Raw genomic sequence first — 21,380 nt, forward strand, 5'->3', positions numbered from 1 at the left:
GACCCATCCGCCACCGAGGCGCGCGACAACGTCGCTCAAAGCGCCTATGAGGGCGGTATCATCTGCTTCGCAGGGCGATGACGGATCCGGCCAGGACAATCAATCCAATTCCAAAGATCTGCCAGAGCCCAACCGTCTGACCGAATACCAGCCAGGCAAATGCCGGACCCACGATCATCACCGAATACTCAAAGACCGCCACAAAGGAGGCCTCGCCCTGTTGGTACGCCTTGATGATCAGATACACCCCAACGACAGACCCGATCACCTGCAACAGCATCCAATGCATGAGCGACCACACCGGCCAGACCCAGCCCCGTGTCACGAAGCCATCCGCGCCAGCAGCCACATCCTGTGGCCAGATCTCAAGCACACCCAATCCAATCATTCCCATGACCGCTTGCGCCAACAACATCCCAAGCAGCATGGCATTCGTGCTTTCCCCATCGCACAACGTCCGCGTTGTAATGGTTCCCAAAGCATAGAAAAAACCACCGGCGACCGGCATTAGGATCAACCAATCAAACGCATATAGATCCGGTTGCAGCACGAACAGAACACCGATGAAGCCCAGAAAAATGGCACCAACCCTGACCAACCCGATCCTGAGCCCCAAGAACACCACCGAAATGACCACGATAAAGATTGGCGAAGTAAACAAACCGGCAATGGCCTGAGCGATCGGCATCAGGGCCACGGCAGAAAAGTAGAACATCATCGACACACCCAGCAGGACACTGCGCAACAGCACCGGCCATACCCGGTTCACTGTCAGCTTGCCCAACCCGAATGCCGAGAAGACACAAAGCAACGGCACCGACAACAGCGCCCGCATCAGGTAGAATTGCCACAACCCGATGTCTCTGGCCAACACCGGGATAATGTTATCGACGATCCCGACAACCGCCATGGCCGCCAGCATCGTGCCCGCGGCCGTGAATTGGGAAACTTCGGGCTGCAAATCAATTGTCTTACATTTCATGGCTTCCCTTTAGGAGACGACTTGAGCAATATCTCGCCATAAAACGACATCGACTGCGATTCAGGGAGAATTTAGATGGGTTGGATGGCTGATGAGTCCGGGCTGGAAAAGAATGCAGCGAACTATGTGCCGCTGACACCGCTGTCACATCTACGACGTGCGGCGCATGTGTTTGCCGATGATCCCGCCATTGTCTATGGCAGCTTCCGCAAAACCTATGCGGCCTATTACGACCGCTGCACCCGGTTGGCGTCGGCGCTGGCGGGCATGGGCGTCAAACCGGGCGACGTGGTCGCCACGCTGATTCCGAACCTGCCGGCCCAGGCCGAAGCGCATTTCGGCGTGCCTGCCTGCGGTGCCGTGTTGAACACCATCAACACCCGCCTGGATGTGGACACGGTCAGCTATATCTTTGGCCATGGCGAAGCCAAAGTGGTGCTTGCGGACACGGAATTCGTACCTCTGGCCGAAGCGGCCAAGGCCCGCATGGACGGAGACGGCCCGCTGATCATCGAAGTACCGGATGACCAGGCCGGTTTTCACGCCACCGGACGTCACCCGGTTTACGAGGACGTTCTGGGCAATGCAGCCCATGACTTTGATTGGATCCTGCCACAGGATGAATGGGAAAGCCTGGCGTTGAACTACACGTCGGGCACCACGGGGCGCCCCAAGGGCGTGGTGTATCATCACCGCGGGGCCTACCTGATGACCATGGGTACCGTGATCAGTTGGCGTATGGTGATGAAACCGAAATACCTGGCCATCGTACCGCTGTTTCACTGCAACGGCTGGAACCACACTTGGATGATGCCGGTGTTGGGGGGGACCGTGATCTGCTGCCGCAATATCACCGCGCCTGCAATCTATGACGCAATCGCCAACGAAGGTGCCACACATTTCGGCGGTGCCCCCATCGTTCTGAACATGATCGTCAACGCACCCGAAGAGGTCCGCAAGACATTTGACCATACCGTCGAAGTCTTTACCGCCGGAGCGCCCCCTGCCCCTGCCACGCTGGAAAAGATCGAGCGGTTGGGATTTCACATCACTCAGGTCTATGGGCTCACCGAAACCTATGGCCATGTCACCGAATGCCTGTGGAAAGGCGGCAATTGGGACACATTGGACCAGACCGGGCGTGCTGCAATCAAGGCCCGTCAGGGCGTGGCCTTTCCCATGATGGATCACATCACGGTCATGGACGACGATATGGGGCAGATCCCGATGAACGGCACCGATCAGGGGCAGATCGTCATGCGCGGCAATTCGGTGATGAAAGGGTATCTCAAGAACCCCGACGCCACTGCAGAAAGCTTCAAGGGCGGATATTTCCATTCGGGGGATATCGCCGTTCAGCATCCCGACGGCTATATCCAGATCGCGGACCGGGCCAAGGACATCATCATCTCGGGGGGCGAAAACATCTCGTCCGTCGAAGTCGAGGGCGTTCTTATGGGACATCCGGATGTCAATCTGGCGGCTGTGGTTGCCAAACCGGATGACAAATGGGGCGAGGTGCCCTGTGCCTTTGTCGAGCTCAAGGAAGGTGCCACCGCGGACGAGGCAGGCTTGGTTGCCTTTTGCCGGGAAACTCTGGCCGGGTTCAAGACGCCCAAAAAGGTGGTGTTCCTGGAATTGCCTAAAACCTCGACCGGCAAGATCCAGAAATTTGAACTGCGCAAGATCGCCGCAGACCTGTGAGCTGACGCAGGTTTGGCTTGAAGATATATCTCACATCTTATATTCTGAATGTGAGATATATTTGAAAGGATGGAATCATGACGGCAAACAACGCGCTTTTGGCCTTTGCCGGGACAATGGTACTGATCTCGGTTCTGCTGACTTGGACCGTGTCCGTGCACTGGATGTGGCTGACGGTCTTTGTGGGTGCCAACCTATTGCAATCGGCCTTTACAGGGTTTTGCCCGGCAGCAATGGTGTTTCGCAAGATCGGGCTAAAAACGCCCTGCGAAGCTGTCGCCACCAAAACCTGAGGCCACATGCTCAATCACACATCAAGGGGCGGCGTTCTTGTTTGCCGCCCCTTTTTCCGCGTGCTAGTCTGACGTCAGATCGAGCATGAGCAAAACCAACAAAAATGACCGCGCTGAAACAATATGAACGGCTCGAGGCGTCCGGCCTGTGGCGTCCCGGTCCTGATGACCAGCGTCGCGAAGTCATCGTTTCCATCGGCAACGCAACCCTGACCATAACCGACCTGAACGACCGCCCCCTGACACACTGGTCGCTCGCCGCAGTTGACCGCCAGAATCCAGGGCTGTTTCCGGCCATCTACAACCCGGACGGAGACCCCGGCGAAACCTTGGAAATGGAAGAGGCGGAAACCGCCATGATCGAGGCGGTCGAGACATTGCGCAGCGCAATTGATCGGGCCCGACCACGGCCGGGGCGCCTGCGGTGGGCCAGCGTTCTGGCGACCATTGCATTGGTGGCTGCGGTTCTGTTCCTATGGCTGCCCGGTGCTTTGCTGAAGCACACAGTGGCCGTCGTTCCCGACATTCAGCGCATTGCCATCGGCCGTGCTCTGCTGGGGCGGATTGAACGGGTCACAGGACCAATCTGCACCTCCCAAAGCTCTGATGCCATCCTGACCCGCCTGTCGGACCGCACCGGCGTTCGGCAATTGGCTGTCATGAGTTCGGGCATTGCAACAAGCCTGAACCTGCCCGGCGGCATCATCCTGCTGAACAGATCCCTGATCGAAGACCACGAGGATCCGGCCGTGGCGGCAGGGGCAATCCTGGTTGAACGCGCGCGGGCCGGGCAACTGGATCCACTGGCGGAACTGTTGACCTATGGCGGTCCTGTCACGACCTTTCGCCTGCTGACAACCGGCAAACTTCCGCGCCAGACGCTGGATCATTTTGCCGAGAGCCTGTTGTCCGCCCCCCGCCCTGTTGTCCCTGACGATGTTCTGCTGGCAACCTTTGCCCAAAGCGCCATCGCCTCGACGCCTTATGCCTATGCCACTGATATTACTGGAGAAACCGTCCTGGGGTTGATCGAGGCCGACCCCATGGCTGGTCGCAAGTTGGAACCGGTCCTGTCTGATCGCGACTGGGTGCAACTGCAGAGCATCTGTGACAATTGATTTGGTCTGCTTCCCAGCAAGGCTGACATCGACCCCGAAACGCCAGTGCAATGCACCTCCCTGCTCCCCGGTGACGGACCTAACACACACAGGCCAGCCTGCCTATCCATCGACCTTGGCGCTCTCACCCAATGCGCTCCCGCCCCCGTTTTCCACATCGGCTGACGCCGATATGGCGCACGGCGTTGGGCGTGGCACCGCGCGGGCGCGGTGCCACGCCCAACGGGAAGAGGGCATTGCCAAATGCCCGATGACGGACGGGAGAGCACCAGGAACAGACTGTGCGCAAACGACAAAACCGGACATCTCTGTCCGGTTTCTCCGACACGCACCCTGCGCAGTTCTATTTGCTCAAACGCGCACTGCCGAACCCGGCGGCCCTGACACGAGCCAGATCCCGTTCGGCCACAGAATCCGATGAATAAGGGCCAGCCAGAACAACACGATAACTTTTGCCCCCCTTGTTCAGGCTCCCCAACCGCATCGGCAATCCGGTTCCGGCCAGGTTTTGCGCCGTCTCGCGGGCAACAGCATCAGTTTCATACGTTGCCACACGAATATACCGATTGGTCGATACCCTGGGCAAGGATTGGGCCTGGGACGCGGATCGGGTTGAAACCCGGACGTGGGTCGCTTCTGCCGGAGACCGCGCTGTGGATGTTGGCAAGGTAATGATCTGCGCCTGCGTTGGCACCGGTTTCAGCGTCTTCGGCAGCGTGTTCGTCCAGATCTGGGCGCTTTGCGCATCCCCCGCCGCAGTTCGCACCCCGCGCATCGGGTTCATGCGATCATCTTCACGTTCCACCCGGCGATACCCTTCGGGAATTCTCACCGCCTGGGTGATCACAGCGGGGCGCAGACCGCGCTCGGCCCGTTGCGGATTCAAACGATCGTCGCTCCACACGGACCTATAGCCGGCGGGCACCTTGAAGTTCTGAGTGTTCTGCCGATTGTCGTATATATGGCGCTGCACCACCCGTGTGTTCGGAGTCAGACGCAACGACGACTGCGGCCCAATACCAGAGCCCGACCCAAAGGTAACCGGAGCCTCGGCCTGTGGACCACACCGCACGTCCGGGGTTTTGTTGATATACCGCTGACTTAACGATGAGGCATTCGAACAGCCACCAGCGCGCGCGGCCGGAGCCGCTGGCGTCGGGGCCGCAACCACAGCCGCGGGTTTGGTTTTCACCGGGGCCGGTTTTGGCGCCGCCGGCAAAGTGCTCGCCACGGTCGGAACAGGTTTGCGGGTGCTGGTCACAACTGGTTGCCGAACCGTCGCCTGGGTTGTCGTCCGTGTTGTCGTCGTGGGTTTTGCAGTTGTTTTTACGGTGGTCTTAGGGGCCGGTGCCGCAACAGGTGTCCGGGCTGCGGTGGCGGTTGGCCGTCCCGCGGCGGGCACCGTGATCAATTCAGGAGCCTTGGCCTGTGACGTCGCGCTGGTCGACGCCCCCGGTTTCAGCTTGGTCTGCTGATAGCCACAGATCTGTTTGCGGCTGCGGTTGACCCGGGGAACCCAGGTCACATTTCCGTCGATCCCGGCGCGAATATAGATACACCCCTTGCTATCAACATATTGCTTCCCTTTGAACGAAGCCGGAGGGAACTCGGCCGGGGGCTGCGCCTTTTGCAGCGTCTGGGCCTGCAAAGCCGGAAGTCCAAGCCCCCCCGCGATCAATGCCATGGCAATAATTCTTGTAATCTTCATGCCTGCCCCCACAATATGTGGTCACAAGAATGCCGTAATTCCGAATCGCTGTAAAGCCGGGTTTTCCGTGAAATCCACCTCGAACAGCGGGCAGAGCGCAAATACTCTGCCCAAATTTTCGTGAAGAGCGAGGATGTTACTTGGTGCCGAACATCCGGTCGCCCGCATCCCCCAGTCCGGGCATGATATATCCCTTGTCGTTCAGCTCGCGATCCAATGATGCGGTGACGATCGGCACATCCGGATGCGCTTCCTTCATGCGGGCCACACCTTCGGGGGCGGCCAGCAGGCAGAGAAAGCGGATATTGTTGGCACCGGCCTCTTTCAGCAGGTCAATCGCGGCAGCCGAACTGTTGCCTGTGGCCAGCATCGGATCGACTGCAATCACCAGACGATCCTGCAATCCTTCGGGTGCCTTGAAATAATACTGAACCGGCTTCAGCGTCTCTTCGTCCCGATAGAGACCAACAAATCCAACGCGCGCCGATGGGATCAGCTCCAGAACCCCGTCCAACATGCCATTACCTGCCCGCAGGATCGACACCAACGCCAGCTTCTTGCCCGCCAGGATCGGTGCCTGCATCTCTTCCATCGGGGTTTCGACATTGGTGGTGGTCAGCGGCATTTCGCGGGTGACCTCATAGGCCAACAGCTGGGTCAGTTCGCGCAGCAGGCGGCGGAACCCGGCGGTCGACGTGCCCTTGTCCCGCATCAGGGTCAGTTTGTGCTGGACCAACGGGTGGTCGACGACGGTCAGATGTTCGGACATGGGAGGTCTCCAAAATGCAGTTCATTTGATTTAACGGGGCCAGGGGACCAGGGGCAAGGCAGTTTTGACTGTCCGGTCAAAGAAAACTGCGCCCCGGACCCTGGGCCGCAACCCCCAGATGCGCCGCGATCGAGGCCGCGATGTCGGCAAAGGCAACCTGCCCCAGCGGTCCGGCTCCGCGGCCGGACACCAGCACCGGCACCTGTTCGCGGGTGTGATCCGTCCCGGGCCAGCTGGGATCATTGCCGTGATCGGCCGTCAACACCAGAATATCGCCGTCCCGCAATCGTGACAGAATTGAACCCAACTGAGTATCGAACCACTCGAGCGCCCGGGCGTATCCTGCAATGTCACGGCGATGACCATACAGGCTGTCGAATTCGACAAAATTGGCAAATGTCAGGCTGCCGTCCTCGGCGTTCTGGACCCGGTCCGACAGGTGCTGCATCAGCTGGGCATCGGGGCCTTTGTCCAAAGTGTCGATGCCTTGCATCGAAAAGATATCTCCGATCTTGCCAATTGCATGAACTGTGCCTCCTGCCTCCTGCACCCAATTGTTCAGCACAGGCGACGGCGGGAGTATGGCGAAATCGCGTCGGTTGGGCGTACGGCTAAAACCGTCCTGCGGATTGCCGACAAAGGGGCGCGCGATCACTCGCCCCACTTTCATCGCATGTAGCCGGGGCGCAATGGCCCGGCACAGGTCCAGCAGGCGATCCAGACCAAAAGTCTCCTCATGGGCTGCGATCTGGAACACGCTGTCAGCCGAGGTATAGCAAATCGGCCAGCCACTGCGCATATGTTCGCCACCCAACGCGTCGATGATCGCGGTGCCCGGTGCGTGCCGATCACCCAGAATGCCCTGCGTCCCGGCCTGCTCCGCAACATACGTGCTCAGCTCGGGCGGGAATGCCGGTTGCGTGTCGGGAAAGAAATGCCAGTCCCAGGGCACCGGGACCCCGGCCAGCTCCCAATGACCCGATGGGGTGTCCTTGCCCCTGCTGATTTCAGCAGCACATCCCCACCGCCCCTGTGGTGCCGAGTCCAGCCCCGGAAACGGCACAGCCGAAGCAAGACGCATGGCCGCCCCCAACCCCAACAGGTCCATATTGGGCACATGCAGCGGCCCCGTTCGCCCGGTTTCGGCCCGCCCTGCGGCGCAGGCCTGCGCAATATGGGCCAGCGTATTTGCCCCAAGGTCCGGCAGATCGCCGTTGTAGAATGAACTGGCATCCGGCGCCCCACCGATACCCACTGAATCCATCACCACCAAAAAAGCACGCGCCATCAGACAATCCTTTCGTGGATCAGATCGGGCAATGTCGCAGACATATCGCCCAATTCAATGGCACCACGCACGGCACGTTCTGCCAGAACGGCGGCCTCTTCGCGGTTGGCATGGATGACGGCCAACGGATCGCCTTTGTGTATCTTTTGCCCCAGCCGCACGACCGAAGACAGACCAACCGCAGGATCAACCACATCGCTTTCCACCAGGCGCCCTCCGCCCAGATGCACAACAGACAATCCCAACGCCTCACCATTGATGGCGGTGACATATCCGGTCTCACGCGCCAGGACTTCGCGGATCACGCTGGCCTCGGGCAGAAAACGGCGCCAGTTGTCGACGAACTCCAAGGGGCCGCCGATGGCATAGATCATCCGACCAAATCGTTCAGCGGCGCGCCCCTGCGCCAGCACGGTACGGATCTGTGCCTCTCCCGCATCAACGCTGTCGGCCAATCCACCGTCAAACAGCACCTGCCCGCCCAGAGACACGGTTGCTTCGATCAATGGGCCGCCTGCGGTGCCCGTCAGGGCCTCCATCACCGCATCCACCTCCAGCGCATTGCCCAGAGCCGGGGCCAGCGGTTGGTTCATGTCGGTGATCAACGCAGAGGTTTTGCATCCGGCCGCATTGGCCGTATCCACCAGGGACCGCGCCAGAGCGCGGGCGTCATCTGCAGTTTTCATAAAGGCGCCCGAGCCGCATTTGACATCCATCACCAATGCCTGCGGAGCCGCAGCGAGCTTTTTGCTCAGGATTGAGGCCGTGATCAGATCCAGGCTTTCGACGGTTGCGGTCACATCGCGCACCGCATACAGCCGCTTGTCCGCAGGCGCGATCTGCCCGGTTGCGCCGACAATGGCACAGCCCACTTCGCCCACAACGGCGGCCAGCCGCTCTTCGGAAATCTGGGTCGTCACACCGGGGATGGCCTCCATCTTGTCCAATGTCCCTCCGGTATGACCCAATCCGCGTCCGGAGATCATCGGCACATAGGCTCCGCATTCGGCCAACGCCGGCGCGACAAGCAAAGAGGTGCAATCCCCCACCCCACCGGTGGAATGTTTATCGACCACCGGGCCCGGCAAATCCCAGGTCAACACATCGCCGCTGTCGCGCATTGCCAGCGTCAGCGCGCGCCGTCCTGCTTCGCCCAGCCCATTCAGACAGACCGCCATGGCAAAAGCCCCGGCCTGGGCGTCACTGACCGCGCCATCTGCCAGCCCCTGGGCAAACCAGGTCAGTTCGTCCGCGGACGGGGTTTCCTTGCGCCGCAAGCGGGCGATGATCGCACGTGCATCCAAAAGGCTCAGCTCCGATCCATATGGTCGACCCCAAAGGCCCCGGGCAACAGGTCGGCGATGGTCGTCGCCTGTTCCGGGCCATCGGTGGTGCCCAGCGTAACCGGTACATTGCCTGCGCCAAACTCGGCCAGCTTCTGGCGACACCCGCCACAGGGCGGCACCGGAGAGGGGCTGTCGGCGATTACATAGACCTCGGCAATCTCGGTCTCTCCTGACGCGACCATGGCGGCAATCGCCCCGGCTTCGGCACAGGTGCCTTCCGGATAGGCGACGTTTTCCACGTTACATCCCACATAGACCGTTCCCGAGGTCGCGCGGATCGCCGCGCCCACCTTGAAGTTGGAATAAGGCGCGTGGGCGTTTTCACGAACGGCAGCGGCGGCGTCTTTGAGGCTCATGTGGGCTCCAGATTGGTTGTGAAGGTTCCGGGCAGGCTGACTTCCAACAGTTCCACGTCGTCGGACGGGGCGACCAGACGGGTTTTCATGCCGGGTGGGATGACATAGGCATCCCCTGCTTCCAGATCATAGGGGTCGCGCCCTTCCCCATGCAAGGTCACACGACCGTTCATGACAAAGGTAAACAAAATATCGGTGTCATGGCTGGCCCAGGGACTTTCCCCCAAACCGCGCCGCACCACCTGAACGCTGGCCACACCATGGGTGTTGGCATTGATCGTGGTGTCACGGCAGACAAAACCCGGCAGCCGGAAATCCACCCAGTCCGCGCTGGCCGCCTGATTATAGACAAAGCGCTGACCATCCCATTCCCGATCCGGGCGATGATGCGGGGTCGGCAGGGTCATATCGTGGTCGATTTCGGTGACATGATCCGCCGGGACGCCAATTTCAATCACTTGCAAATCGTCGCTTGCCTCCAACACCCGGTGACGGATCTCCGGGGGTTGGATGAAACAATCGCCCGGTGTCAGGCGCATCTTTTCGCCCTGATCCTCGTACACCACATCAACCCAGCCGTGGATGCAAAAGATCAACTGAAACCCGACCTTGTGGAAATGCACCATATCCGGCACGGGTCCGCCGTCAGGAATGCGAATGTGGCTGGCGATGATCGACCCGCCCAACCGCGAAGGCACCAGATCGCGGTAATGCATACCTGCCCGCCCGATGATCCAGGGGGCCTGGTCGGCCAATCGGCGCACCACAAAGGAATGCTGGGTCGTGGGCATGACCAGCGGTGGGTTGCGCTCTTCGATTTCGACCCGGGTGCCATTGGGGGCGATCAGCACCCGTGCTCCATCGGCGAATCCATCCGGGTCATCGGTCAGGATGCGCAGTGTACCCGGCTGTTCGGCTGCGTCTTTTTCAATCCGCAACCGCAGTCCGTGACCCGAAAACACAGCGATCGACGGGTTATCGGCCGGATAAATCATGTCCATCCGCATCCCGAGGGTTTTGGTATAAAACGGAATATCGTCACGCAACTCCTGCGTGGGCAGCCGCATTTCGGCAATCGTATCAGACATGAACACTCCCAGTATTTTTCGCGAGAGTGACCAAATGGTCAAAAATTTGCAACAAGCTGCCTGCGACACCGTTTCCAAAAATGAACTATTTCCCCGACGTCAGGAATGGTTTAATGCTAAACTATATTTTGAGGAGTGAGATATGTCCGACAATCAGAGCCTGCGCCAGGCCGCGCTGTTTTACCACGAATACCCAAAACCGGGTAAGTTGGAGATCCGCGCGACCAAACCGATGGCCAATGGTCGTGACCTGTCCCGCGCCTATTCCCCGGGCGTTGCCGAAGCCTGCACCGAAATCAAGGACGATCCAGCCAATGCGGCCCGCTATACCGCGCGGGGCAATCTGGTGGCAGTTGTTTCCAACGGCACCGCTGTTCTGGGGCTGGGCAATATTGGCGCGCTGGCTTCTAAACCGGTGATGGAAGGCAAGGCCGTCCTGTTCAAGAAATTCGCCAATATCGACTGTTTTGACATCGAGGTGAACGAAAGCGACCCGGAAAAGCTGGCTGATATTGTCTGTGCGCTGGAACCTACCTTTGGGGCCATCAACCTCGAAGACATCAAGGCTCCAGATTGTTTCATCGTTGAAAAGCTGTGCCGCGAGCGGATGAATATCCCGGTGTTTCACGACGACCAACACGGCACCGCCATCGTCGTGGGGGCCGCAGCCAAGAACGCGCTGCATGTCGCCGGGAAATCGTTTGAGGATATCAAGATCGTGTCGACCGGTGGCGGCGCGGCGGGGATTGCCTGTCTCAACATGCTGCTGAAACTGGGTGTGAAACGGGAAAACGTCTGGCTGTGTGACATTCACGGGTTGGTTTATCAGGGCCGGACCGAAGACATGAATCCGCAAAAGGCGGCCTTTGCCCAGGAATCGGACCTGCGCACACTGGACGAAGTCATCGACGGGGCCGACCTGTTCCTGGGGCTGTCAGGTCCCAACGTGCTAAAGCCGGACATGGTCGCCAAGATGACCAAACGCCCGATCATCTTTGCGCTTGCCAACCCAAATCCGGAAATCATGCCCGACGAGGCGCGCAAGGTCGCCCCGGATGCCATCATCGCCACCGGGCGCAGCGATTTCCCCAATCAGGTCAACAATGTCCTGTGCTTTCCCTTTATCTTTCGGGGCGCGTTGGATGTCGGGGCCACCGAAATCAACGACCAGATGCAGATCGCCTGCGTCGACGGCATTGCCGAAATGGCCCGCGCCACCACATCCGCCGAAGCCGCCGCCGCCTATAAGGGCGAACAGCTGACTTTTGGCGTCGACTATCTGATCCCGAAACCGTTTGACCCGCGCCTGGTGGGGGTTGTGTCTTCGGCTGTGGCTCAGGCCGCAATGGACAGCGGTGTCGCCACCCGTCCAATTGACGATCTGGACGCCTACCGGCAAAAACTGAACCAGAGCGTGTTCAAATCCGCACTGTTGATGCGGCCCGTGTTTGACGCGGCCCGCGCGGCCAGCCGCCGAATTGTATTCTCCGAGGGCGAAGACGAACGCGTTTTGCGCGCCGCCCAGGCCATTCTGGAGGAAACCACCGAAACGCCAATCCTGATCGGTCGCCCCGAAGTCATCGAGACCCGGTGTGAACGGTTGGGCCTAGACATTCGACCCGGGCGTGAATTCCAGATCGTCAATCCGGAAAACGACCCCCGTTACTATGACTATTGGACCAGCTACCACCGCCTGATGCAGCGCCACGGCGTGACGCCAGATCTGGCCAAGGCGATCATGCGCACCAATTCCACGGCCATTGGTGCCATCATGGTGCACCGCGGCGAGGCCGACAGCCTGATCTGTGGTACTTTTGGCGAATATCGCTGGCACATGAATTACGTCAACCAGGTCCTGGGCGGAAACAGCTATGAACCCCATGGGGCGCTGTCGATGATGATCCTCGAAGACGGACCTTTGTTCATTGCCGACACACATGTGCACATCGAACCCACGCCCGAACAGATCGCCAAATCGGTGATCGGGGCCGCGCGTCACGTGCGACGGTTCGGTCTGGAGCCCAAGATTGCCCTGTGCTCCCAATCCCAATTTGGCAATACCAACTGCGATTCCGGCGCGCGATTGCGTGGGGCGCTGACCATCCTAGACGGCCAGAATCACGATTTCATCTATGAAGGTGAGATGAATATCGACACCGCTCTGGACGCGGAGCTGCGGGACCGGATTTTCCCCAATTCACGTCTGGAGGGGGCGGCCAATGTGCTGATCTTTGCCCACGCAGATGCCGCGTCCGGGGTGCGCAACATTCTCAAGATGCGGGCTGATGGGCTCGAAGTCGGTCCGATCCTGATGGGCATGGGCAACCGCGCCCATATCGTGTCCCCGTCCATCACCGCACGTGGGTTGTTGAACATGGCAGCCATCGCCGGAACCCCGGTTGCGCACTACGGTTGATGGCGGCCCGATTTGGTCAATACAGCAAAACATGGTACTGTCTTTCCTATTGCTCAGGCAATTTGGAAAGGCATTTCCTATGTTTTTTAAGTCCATCACCCTGCTCATTCCGCTTCTGCTGTGCGCCTGCACAATCAGCGAGCGGCGCTATGGTACCGAATATGTTTCGGTGGATGGCAAGCGATACTTGGTCGAAAACTGGGAAAGAACCCGTAGTTACAATCTGGACGAAGAGACCGAGTATTACGACTATGTCATCATCGAGGGAAAGAAATATCGATGCGAAGGTGACTGCTCACGCACGGTAGAGCGTGTTCTGGCTGACGCCAAAAAGCGCAAGATCATCCTGGCCAATGACCCGACAACACCGGTTTCCCCCACCGAGACTCCGTCACATTGAGAATGCCAAACACCTGGAAAAGGGGCCGACGTGCAATCCCTGCGGCGTCACCGCACCTATCCAGAATTCCACGCTTCTGAGGGTCGCCGCCCGTTCAGGGCATTGAACACGGCGGCCACCGGGAGGCTGCTTCTGATCCCAACCGCTTTGGGCCGACCACGCCCCGCTTTGGTCGGGTCATCAGGGCGGCCCCTCAGCACCCGCGGGTCCGCCGCCAATCTGTCCAAACACGCAACAAATGCGTCATAAAACTGGACATCCCGGCAGGCCCGCACACCTTGGGCGGCCGCATATATCTGGTTCTTGGGTGCGCTTTTTGTGGCCCGACCCAAACCGGAGACCGATCCTCCATGCTGGAGGCTTCTGCCCTGAGCGTGTTGCACACCTGCGCCAGCTCGGTCACAGGTGCATCGACAAACTTCAGATATTGGAAGTTGCATCATGCACTACGGTGCTCTTTGTTTGGAAACGCCCGAACACCCGGCGGATTCCGCCCCCAGACACGGGCACAGAAAGGGGGCGAATCTGTTGATCCGGTTTGCACGTCAGAATTTGCAATTTTGCAAAAACTGAGAATTGGGATGAATATCGGTATAATATTTTGAGATTTGCAATAATTTGCAATCCTCAGACACATCCAACTGCAAATTTTTGCGGTAATCTGACGCTGCCCCCAGCATGAGCCTTGCCCCAAGGGCCATCCCTCCCCTAACACCGTTGCAACGTATTCGGAGGAGGATGCCATGGCATACAAAGATATTTATGATGGCTGGAAGAGCGATCCAGAAGGGTTCTGGATGGACGCCGCCAAGGAGATCAGCTGGGACCAGGCCCCGACCAAAGCCCTGTCCGATCAAAACGCTCCTTTGTATGAGTGGTTCGCCGACGCCAAGGTCAACACCTGTTACAACGCCGTGGACCGCCATGTCGAACAGGGACGCGGGGAACAGACCGCGATCATCTATGACAGCCCGATCACCCACACCAAACGCGAGATTTCATATGTCGAGCTGCGCAACCGGGTCGCCAATCTGGCCGGGGCCCTGCGCGCCAAAGGTGTGGAAAAGGGCGACGTCGTCATCATCTACATGCCCATGGTTCCCGAAGCGCTGGAGGCCATGCTGGCCTGTGCACGTCTGGGCGCGGTGCATTCGGTGGTGTTCGGGGGCTTTGCTGCCAACGAACTGGCCGTGCGTATCGACGATGCCAAACCCAAGGCGATCATCGCCGCCTCCTGTGGTCTGGAACCGGGCCGCGTGGTGCATTACAAACCACTTCTGGACGGTGCCATCGACATGGCCGAACACAAGCCCGAGTTTACCGTCATCTTCCAGCGCGAACAGGAAGTCGCACAGTTGATCGAAGGGCGCGATTACAACTGGCACGGGTTCCAATATGGCGTTGAGCCAGCCGAATGTGTCCCGGTCGAAGGCAACCACCCGGCCTATATTCTCTATACCTCGGGGACAACCGGTCAGCCCAAGGGTGTGATCCGTCACACAGCCGGACAACTGGTGGCGCTGAACTGGACCATGAAGAACATTTACAACGTCGACCCCGGAGACGTGTTTTGGGCCGCCTCGGATGTGGGCTGGGTCGTCGGCCACTCCTATATCTGCTATGGCCCGCTGATCCACGGAAACACCACCATCGTGTTCGAAGGCAAGCCGGTCGGTACGCCCGACGCGGGCACCTTCTGGCGGGTGATTTCCGAACACAAGGTCACGTCGTTCTTTACCGCCCCGACCGCCTTTCGCGCCGTCAAACGCGAAGACCCCAAGGGCGAATTGGTCAAGAAATACGATCTCAGCTGCCTGAAACAGGTCTATCTGGCCGGTGAACGCGCCGACCCCGACACCATCGTCTGGGCGCAGGATCAATTGCAGGTGCCCGTGGTTGACCATTGGTGGCAGACTGAAACCGGCTGGGCGATTGCCGCCAACCCGCTGGGAATCGAAGAACTGCCGACCAAACTGGGATCACCCACAGTGCCCATGCCGGGGTATGACGTCACCATTCTGGACGATGCTGGCCACCCCGTAGCCCCCGGCACATTGGGCGCAATCGCGATCAAGCTGCCCTTGCCACCGGGCACGTTGCCCAATCTGTGGAATGCCGAAGATCGCTTCAAGAAAAGCTATCTCAACACATTCCCCGGCTATTATGAAACCGGCGATGCGGGCATGATGGATGAAGACGGTTATGTCTATATCATGGCGCGCACCGATGACGTCATCAACGTCGCGGGCCACCGCCTGTCCACGGGGGCGATGGAAGAGGTGCTGGCCGGTCACCCGGATGTCGCCGAATGTGCCGTGATCGGCGTTGCTGACGCGCTCAAGGGGCAATCGCCCGTTGGTTTCCTGTGTCTGAATGCGGGTGTGGATCGCGACAACGCCGATGTGGTCAAGGAAGTGGTCAAGCTGGTGCGCGAAAAGATCGGCCCGGTCGCCGCCTTCAAGCTGGCCATCGTTGTGGATCGCCTGCCCAAAACGCGCTCGGGCAAGATCCTGCGGGGCACCATGGTCAACATCGCTGATGGCACCCCCTGGAAAATGCCGGCGACCATTGACGATCCGGTGATCCTGGATGAAATCACCGTCGCCCTGCAAAGCCTGGGCTACGCCAAGTGATCTGAGATCAAACGCAAACAGGCCCGGGGTTCGCACCCTGGGCCTGTTTGCGTTTCAACCCTCAGCCCGCCGAAATCACATAGCCTTGGATCTGGGCCGACACAGACCCGTCCTCGGCACCATAGCGCGCCGCAATCTCTTCGGTCGCCGCATGGATCACACGGTCCACCATGGCGTCGCCGTGGGGTGCGATTTCTCCGAACAGCGGCGTGCCTCGGACATAGGCCACTGCCGGATGCGACGGATGTGGGGCCGTGCTGATCTCGGTCACCTGATCAATCACGATGTCGGTATACCCGGCCGCTTCCAACTCGGCCCGGATACGGTCGGGATTGCCATGCCCATGCGGCGTGCGCGCCAGGAAGTTCACCGACCCAGGTGGCAGCAAGGTCCCCGCCACCTGGGTCACGACATCGGCAAAGGCATTGGCCCCGATCGTGTCCCAAACATTGAAATGAAATCGTCCGTCGGGGCGCAGCACCCGGCGCGCCTCGCCATAGCCTTTGACCCGATCGGGAAAGAACATCACGCCGAACTGACAGCACACCGCATCAAAGCTGTCGTCCGGATACGGCAGATTCAATGCATCGGCAGCCTGCCATGTGATCCGGTCATCCGGCGTTTGGCGTGACCTGGCGCGTGCCAGCATCGGCGGGTTCAGATCGGTCACATGATACCGCGCATCCGGGGCCAGCACCTTGGCCAGCGCGCGGGTCACAACGCCACTGCCAGCAGCGGTTTCCAGAACATCCTTGACCGGAGTGGACGTCACCCGCGCGGCCAGATCGCGGGCGTAGCTTTCAAAGATCAGCGGCACCAGAAATTCGTCATAGGTGTCAGGGATGCTGCCGGTAAAGGACTTGTCATTCTCGCTCATGATCACTCCTCCGCTGTCGTTCCTACCCTACCACAAAACAAATCCCTCTGCCGACGCATCTGATTGGTTCACACGCCCCTAACAAATCGTGATCAAGATGAAATACCCTCGGCGTTGCCCGACCCGGCGTTTATCCTTAGCCTGAAACACATGATTCAGCGACAAACAAGGACCTAAGCCATGCGAGCATTGATTGCGGCGCTGGCCTGTCTTGCCTCTGTTCCATTCGCGGCTGCGGCCAGCGAAGGCACACGCATTCAGGTCACCGGAGAACTGATCGACACCTGGTGTTATTATTCCGGCGTCATGGGGGGACCTGATGCGGTCGTCGGATCGGCGCATCACACCTGTGCCCTTTGGTGTTCGGCCGGTGGTATCCCTGTCGGTTTGCAGACCGAAGACGGCACCGTTTATATGGTTCTCAAGATTGACCAGGACGATCAATCCGCCAGCGGTGATACAGCGCTGCGGCTGGCTTCGCATACGATCGAAGCGGACGGGATGCATTATGAACGCGATGGCATCAATTATCTGGTGGTGGACAAGGTGTTGAGCGATCAGGACATTACCAACCTGAACCACGAAGATTACGGGCCGGTTCCCGGCTTTGCCATTCCGGAGCCAAAAGAATGAAGTATTTCAGCTTTGCCCTTGCCCTGATTGCCTCGCCCGTGCTGGCACAGGATTTCTCCGAAGGATCCACCGCCAAGGAATGGAACCTCTATGCCGAGCAACCCGCCCTGTTCGAGGCCAAGGTCGTTGACCTGCTGTGCGAACTAACCGGAGATTGCCCCACCGATTGCGGGGCCGGGAAACGCCAGCTGGGGCTGCTGCGCTCAGCCGATAATGTCATGGTGCTGCCCCTGAAAAACGGTCAGGCTGCGTTCAGCGGGGCGGCCGTGGATCTGGCCCCCTATTGTGGTCAGACGGTTGAAGTCGACGGGTTGCTGATCGACGACCCGGATCTGAACGCCAAAAACATCTATATGGTGCAAAAGGTTCGCGTCGACGGCGGCGAATGGTCCAAAACCAACCAATTCACCAAGGTCTGGGCCAAGGAAAACCCCGAAGCCAAGGGCAAGGGACCCTGGTTCCGGCGCGATCCCCGCATCAAGGAAGAGATTGCCAGCGAAGGCTATCTGGGTTTGGGGCTTGAGGCAGATACCGCATTCATCAAGGAGTGGTTCTGATGCGGCTGGCCGCGGCATTTGTGTTTGCGGCTATGTCCTGGACGTCCGGGGGATGGGCGGGCAACGCCCCCCTGCCCTTTGACGTCGGCGGTGCCTATGAGCTGATCGACCAGCATGGCAATACCCGCACGCAGGCAGATCCGGGCGGCAAGGGACAATTGCTGTTCTTTGGCTATGCCAATTGCCCCAGTATCTGCACCGCTGCCATGCCCATGATGGCAGTGGCCACAGATGAACTGGCCGATGCTGGAATTGACGTGACACCGGTCATGATCACCGTGGATCGGGATCGCGACCAACCCGGCAATATGGACGGTCCTCTGTTGGACCTGCACCCGGATTTCATTGGTCTCAGCGGCAGCGCCGAAGCGCTTCAGGTCGCCTATGACGCCTTTTCGGTGCAACAGGAACTGGCCTTTGTCGATCCGGAATACGGTCCGGTGTTCACCCACGGCAGCTTTGTCTATCTGCTGGATGCCGAGGGCAAGGTATTAACCCTGTTCCCGCCGATCACGGACCCGGAGCGGGTGGTGGCGCTGGCGCGCAAATATCTGCGCCCCGACAGTTAACCCTACGTCAGATTGCAGCCAGTCAATTGACAGCTTGGCTTTTTCCCATGCGCGGACCTAACCTGCCCGTGGGAGGCCAATTGAATGACACAGGACAATCTCTGGCAACTGGATGCGCACGACATCGCGCGCCAAACAACATCCGGCGATCTGCGCGCACAGGACAGCGTCGGGGCAGCCATTGACCGCATGAACGCGGTGAACCCTGATCTGAACGCGGTCGTGGTCGATCTGAGTGACGAGGCCATGGCCCGCGCACAGGCGCTGGATGCGAGCCGGGACGCAGGCACACCTTGTGGCCCGTTGCACGGCGTTCCCGTCACCATCAAGATCAACGTGGATCAAAAGGGGCAGGCCACTTCGAACGGTGTCGTCGCGCTCAAGGATCTGATTGCCCCTGACGACGCCCCCATTGTGCGCAACCTGCAAAATGCCGGAGCCGTGGTGATCGGGCGCACGAACACGCCTGAATTCTCGTTCCGTGCCGACACCGACAACCCGCTGTTTGGGCGCACGCACAACCCCTGGGGGCGGCATATTTCACCCGGTGGGTCCTCCGGTGGGGCCGGATCTGCGGTCATGGCCGGGATCGGCGCGCTGGCCCATGGCAATGACATCGGCGGATCGCTGCGATTTCCGGCCGCGGCCAACGGCGCGGTCACGGTGAAACCCGGTCTGGGTCGAGTCCCCGCGTGGAACCCGACTCAATCCGCCGAACGTGGCCTGTTGGCGCAATCCATGTCGGTTCAGGGGCTGATCACCCGGTCTGCCCGCGACCTGCACCACGCCATGCCCACCATGATCGCCCCCGATCCTCGCGACCCGTTTCACGTCCCGATGCCATGGCAAGGGCGCGCGTTGGATGGCCCGATCAAGGTCGCCTTTACCAAAAACACCTTTGGCTACGATCTCCACCCCGAAGTCGAAGCCGCCCTGGACACTGCCCGCGACGCGCTGGTCGACGCCGGATACCAGGTCGAAGATATCGAACCCCCCAATGTGTTTGACTGTGGGCGCGATGGGTACCGTGCCCTGATGGGCGAGGTCTATTCGCTGATGAAAACCGATGTGGATGCCCACGGGTCCCAGGCAATCCAGGACATCTTTGCCGTCTATTTCCAGGAGTTCCCACCGTTTCTAGAAACCGACCTGTTGCAGATCATGGCCAAACGCAGCCACTATGCCCGTCAATGGTCCCTGTTTCTCGAAGACTATCCATTGGTTCTCACCCCGTTCCTGCCACGCCCGTTTTTCAAACCCGATCGTGACACTGAAGGCGGCGAAGGGGTGCACGAGGTTCTCGGCTGTGCGGTTTATTCCTATGCAATGAATTTTCTTGGCCTGCCCGCGGCCAGTGTTCCGTCCCGGCTGGCGCACCTGCCCCAAGGCATCCAACCGATCAACATACAGGTTGTGGCGCGGCGCTGGCGCGAGGACATGGCCGTAGATGCCTGTATCGCAATCGAAGATCGTGTTGGCCGTATGTGTCGCCCCTTGTGGGAACACATGGCGTCGAGCTGAGATCGTTCAGACGCTGTTTCAGAACCGGGCAGAAATGCGTAGCTACGCAGAAAAATGCGGATGCGGGCAAACCGCATCCGCGCCTTTGAAAAGATACTCTTTAACAACGCCTCCTGGCCACTCACAGAGACCAGGATACTGACAATACAGCACAATAAAGTTACCACGACCCTGCCAAATCCGTCTGTGATGTCTTTCACAGTTCACAAAACGCGGGCATCGCGTCACGCCCCAAACAACAACAGTGCCATGCAACGCCACCATGTTGCGCCCCAGCACAGGCCAGCCGTTTGCCTGGTCCGGAAAACGGTCTGGTTCAGGTGAATTGCTCTGAAATCAGCCGCTCTTCCAACCCGTGTTCAGGGTCAAACAGAATGCGATGCTGAATGCTCGGCTCGGACTGGATCTCGACCCATTCGATATCATTGATCGAAATTGAATCCGCATCCGCCATGACCGGGCGTTTGTCCGGATCCACCACATCGAACCGCACCCGCGCCGTGGCCGGCAATACCGCCCCCCGCCAACGTCGCGGTCGAAACGCCGCAATCGCAGTCAGCGCCAACACATTTGATCCGATCGGCAGGATGGGCCCATGCGCCGAATAGTTATATGCGGTTGATCCGGCGGGTGTCGACACCAGCGCCCCATCGCACACCAGTTCGGCCAGGCGGACCCGCCCGTCAATGGTCACCGACAGTTTGGCGGCCTGCGGCCCCGCACGCAGCAGCGACACTTCGTTGATGGCCAGGGCCTTGTGGATGTGCCCTTCCCGATCCATCGCCAGCATGGCCAGCGGGTTGATGATCTCTTCTTGCGCAACAGCCAACCGATCCAACAGATCCGTTTCGCTGTATTCGTTCATCAAAAACCCGATGGTTCCCCGGTTCATGCCATAGACTGGCAAATCCAACCCCTGGCTGCCATGCAGGGTTTTCAGCATAAAGCCGTCCCCCCCAAGGGCCACGATCAGATCAGATGTTTCAACCGGCACGTCTCCGTAACGGCCAATCAATGCAGCACGGGCCGTTTGGGCGACTGGCGCCTCGCTGGCCATAAAGGCGATTCTCACAGCGGCACCTCGGTTTCCGGTGTTGTACATTCCTTTCCGAAACAACCACA

19 protein-coding genes are annotated in these 21,380 nt (G+C 59.5%); 10 read left to right on the forward strand and 9 right to left on the reverse strand.

The window, feature by feature from the left end:
• Positions 1–58: 58 nt before the first annotated feature.
• Complete coding sequence (locus K3727_15375; protein ID UWQ90161.1) at positions 59–982, reverse strand: DMT family transporter; 924 nt, start codon at positions 980–982, stop codon at positions 59–61.
• 75 nt (positions 983–1,057) lie between these two features.
• On the opposite strand from K3727_15375, the gene K3727_15380 reads away from it, so the two are divergent.
• The 3 genes from K3727_15380 (at position 1,058) to K3727_15390 (ending at position 4,097) form a co-directional block, all read left to right on the forward strand.
• Positions 1,058–2,686, forward strand: coding sequence for an AMP-binding protein (locus K3727_15380; protein ID UWQ90162.1), 1,629 nt, complete (start codon positions 1,058–1,060; stop codon positions 2,684–2,686).
• 77 nt (positions 2,687–2,763) lie between these two features.
• On the forward strand, positions 2,764–2,979 hold the full coding sequence (locus K3727_15385) for a DUF2892 domain-containing protein (GenBank protein UWQ90163.1): 216 nt from the start codon (positions 2,764–2,766) through the stop codon (positions 2,977–2,979).
• Between the two features lie 104 nt (positions 2,980–3,083).
• Positions 3,084–4,097, forward strand: a complete 1,014-nt coding sequence (locus K3727_15390) for a hypothetical protein (GenBank protein UWQ90164.1) — start codon at positions 3,084–3,086, stop codon at positions 4,095–4,097.
• 343 nt (positions 4,098–4,440) lie between these two features.
• On the opposite strand, the gene K3727_15395 is transcribed toward K3727_15390, so the two are convergent.
• The 6 genes from K3727_15395 to K3727_15420 form a co-directional block, all read right to left on the reverse strand.
• Positions 4,441–5,805, reverse strand: a complete 1,365-nt coding sequence (locus K3727_15395) for an SPOR domain-containing protein (GenBank protein UWQ90165.1) — start codon at positions 5,803–5,805, stop codon at positions 4,441–4,443.
• A 136-nt stretch (positions 5,806–5,941) separates the two neighbouring features.
• Positions 5,942–6,574, reverse strand: a complete 633-nt coding sequence (gene upp, locus K3727_15400; protein UWQ90166.1) for a uracil phosphoribosyltransferase — start codon at positions 6,572–6,574, stop codon at positions 5,942–5,944.
• A gap of 76 nt (positions 6,575–6,650) precedes the next feature.
• Positions 6,651–7,862, reverse strand: coding sequence for a phosphopentomutase (locus K3727_15405; GenBank protein UWQ90167.1), 1,212 nt, complete (start codon positions 7,860–7,862; stop codon positions 6,651–6,653).
• The gene (locus tag K3727_15410; protein UWQ90168.1) at positions 7,862–9,166 is read right to left on the reverse strand and encodes a thymidine phosphorylase; all 1,305 of its coding nucleotides are present in this window, start codon (positions 9,164–9,166) and stop codon (positions 7,862–7,864) included. Before K3727_15410 ends, K3727_15405 begins: the two co-directional genes overlap by 1 nt.
• Before the next feature lie 5 nt (positions 9,167–9,171).
• A complete protein-coding gene (locus K3727_15415; GenBank protein ID UWQ90169.1) occupies positions 9,172–9,564 on the reverse strand; it encodes a cytidine deaminase in 393 nt (130 codons plus the stop codon).
• Entirely contained in the window at positions 9,561–10,652 is a 1,092-nt protein-coding gene (locus K3727_15420) for a cupin domain-containing protein (protein ID UWQ90170.1), read from the reverse strand. Before K3727_15420 ends, K3727_15415 begins: the two co-directional genes overlap by 4 nt.
• A gap of 142 nt (positions 10,653–10,794) precedes the next feature.
• Between K3727_15420 and K3727_15425 the strand changes: the two genes are divergently transcribed.
• The 3 genes from K3727_15425 (at position 10,795) to prpE (ending at position 16,101) form a co-directional block, all read left to right on the forward strand.
• On the forward strand, positions 10,795–13,068 hold the full coding sequence (locus K3727_15425) for an NADP-dependent malic enzyme (protein UWQ90171.1): 2,274 nt from the start codon (positions 10,795–10,797) through the stop codon (positions 13,066–13,068).
• Between the two features lie 79 nt (positions 13,069–13,147).
• Positions 13,148–13,468, forward strand: a complete 321-nt coding sequence (locus tag K3727_15430) for a hypothetical protein (GenBank protein ID UWQ90172.1) — start codon at positions 13,148–13,150, stop codon at positions 13,466–13,468.
• Between the two features lie 743 nt (positions 13,469–14,211).
• Positions 14,212–16,101: a propionate-CoA ligase PrpE gene (gene prpE, locus K3727_15435; protein UWQ90173.1), complete on the forward strand. Its 1,890-nt coding sequence runs from the start codon at positions 14,212–14,214 to the stop codon at positions 16,099–16,101.
• Positions 16,102–16,162: 61 nt separating this feature from the next.
• Here prpE and K3727_15440 read toward each other — a convergent pair whose 3' ends face one another.
• Positions 16,163–16,978, reverse strand: a complete 816-nt coding sequence (locus K3727_15440) for a methyltransferase domain-containing protein (GenBank protein ID UWQ90174.1) — start codon at positions 16,976–16,978, stop codon at positions 16,163–16,165.
• A 180-nt stretch (positions 16,979–17,158) separates the two neighbouring features.
• On the opposite strand from K3727_15440, the gene K3727_15445 reads away from it, so the two are divergent.
• From K3727_15445 to K3727_15460, 4 genes are all read left to right on the forward strand, one after another.
• Positions 17,159–17,611, forward strand: a complete 453-nt coding sequence (locus K3727_15445) for a hypothetical protein (GenBank protein ID UWQ90175.1) — start codon at positions 17,159–17,161, stop codon at positions 17,609–17,611.
• Complete coding sequence (locus K3727_15450; protein UWQ90176.1) at positions 17,608–18,168, forward strand: hypothetical protein; 561 nt, start codon at positions 17,608–17,610, stop codon at positions 18,166–18,168. The genes K3727_15445 and K3727_15450 overlap by 4 nt, the downstream gene beginning before the upstream one ends.
• On the forward strand, positions 18,168–18,737 hold the full coding sequence (locus K3727_15455; GenBank protein ID UWQ90177.1) for an SCO family protein: 570 nt from the start codon (positions 18,168–18,170) through the stop codon (positions 18,735–18,737). Before K3727_15450 ends, K3727_15455 begins: the two co-directional genes overlap by 1 nt.
• A gap of 84 nt (positions 18,738–18,821) precedes the next feature.
• Entirely contained in the window at positions 18,822–20,258 is a 1,437-nt protein-coding gene (locus K3727_15460) for an amidase family protein (protein UWQ90178.1), read from the forward strand.
• Between the two features lie 316 nt (positions 20,259–20,574).
• On the opposite strand, the gene K3727_15465 is transcribed toward K3727_15460, so the two are convergent.
• Entirely contained in the window at positions 20,575–21,360 is a 786-nt protein-coding gene (locus tag K3727_15465; protein ID UWQ90179.1) for an NAD kinase, read from the reverse strand.
• Positions 21,361–21,380 lie beyond the last annotated feature (20 nt).

Source organism: Rhodobacteraceae bacterium M382, assembly GCA_025141015.1.
GTDB classification, from domain to species: Bacteria; Pseudomonadota; Alphaproteobacteria; order Rhodobacterales; family Rhodobacteraceae; genus Aliisedimentitalea; species Aliisedimentitalea scapharcae.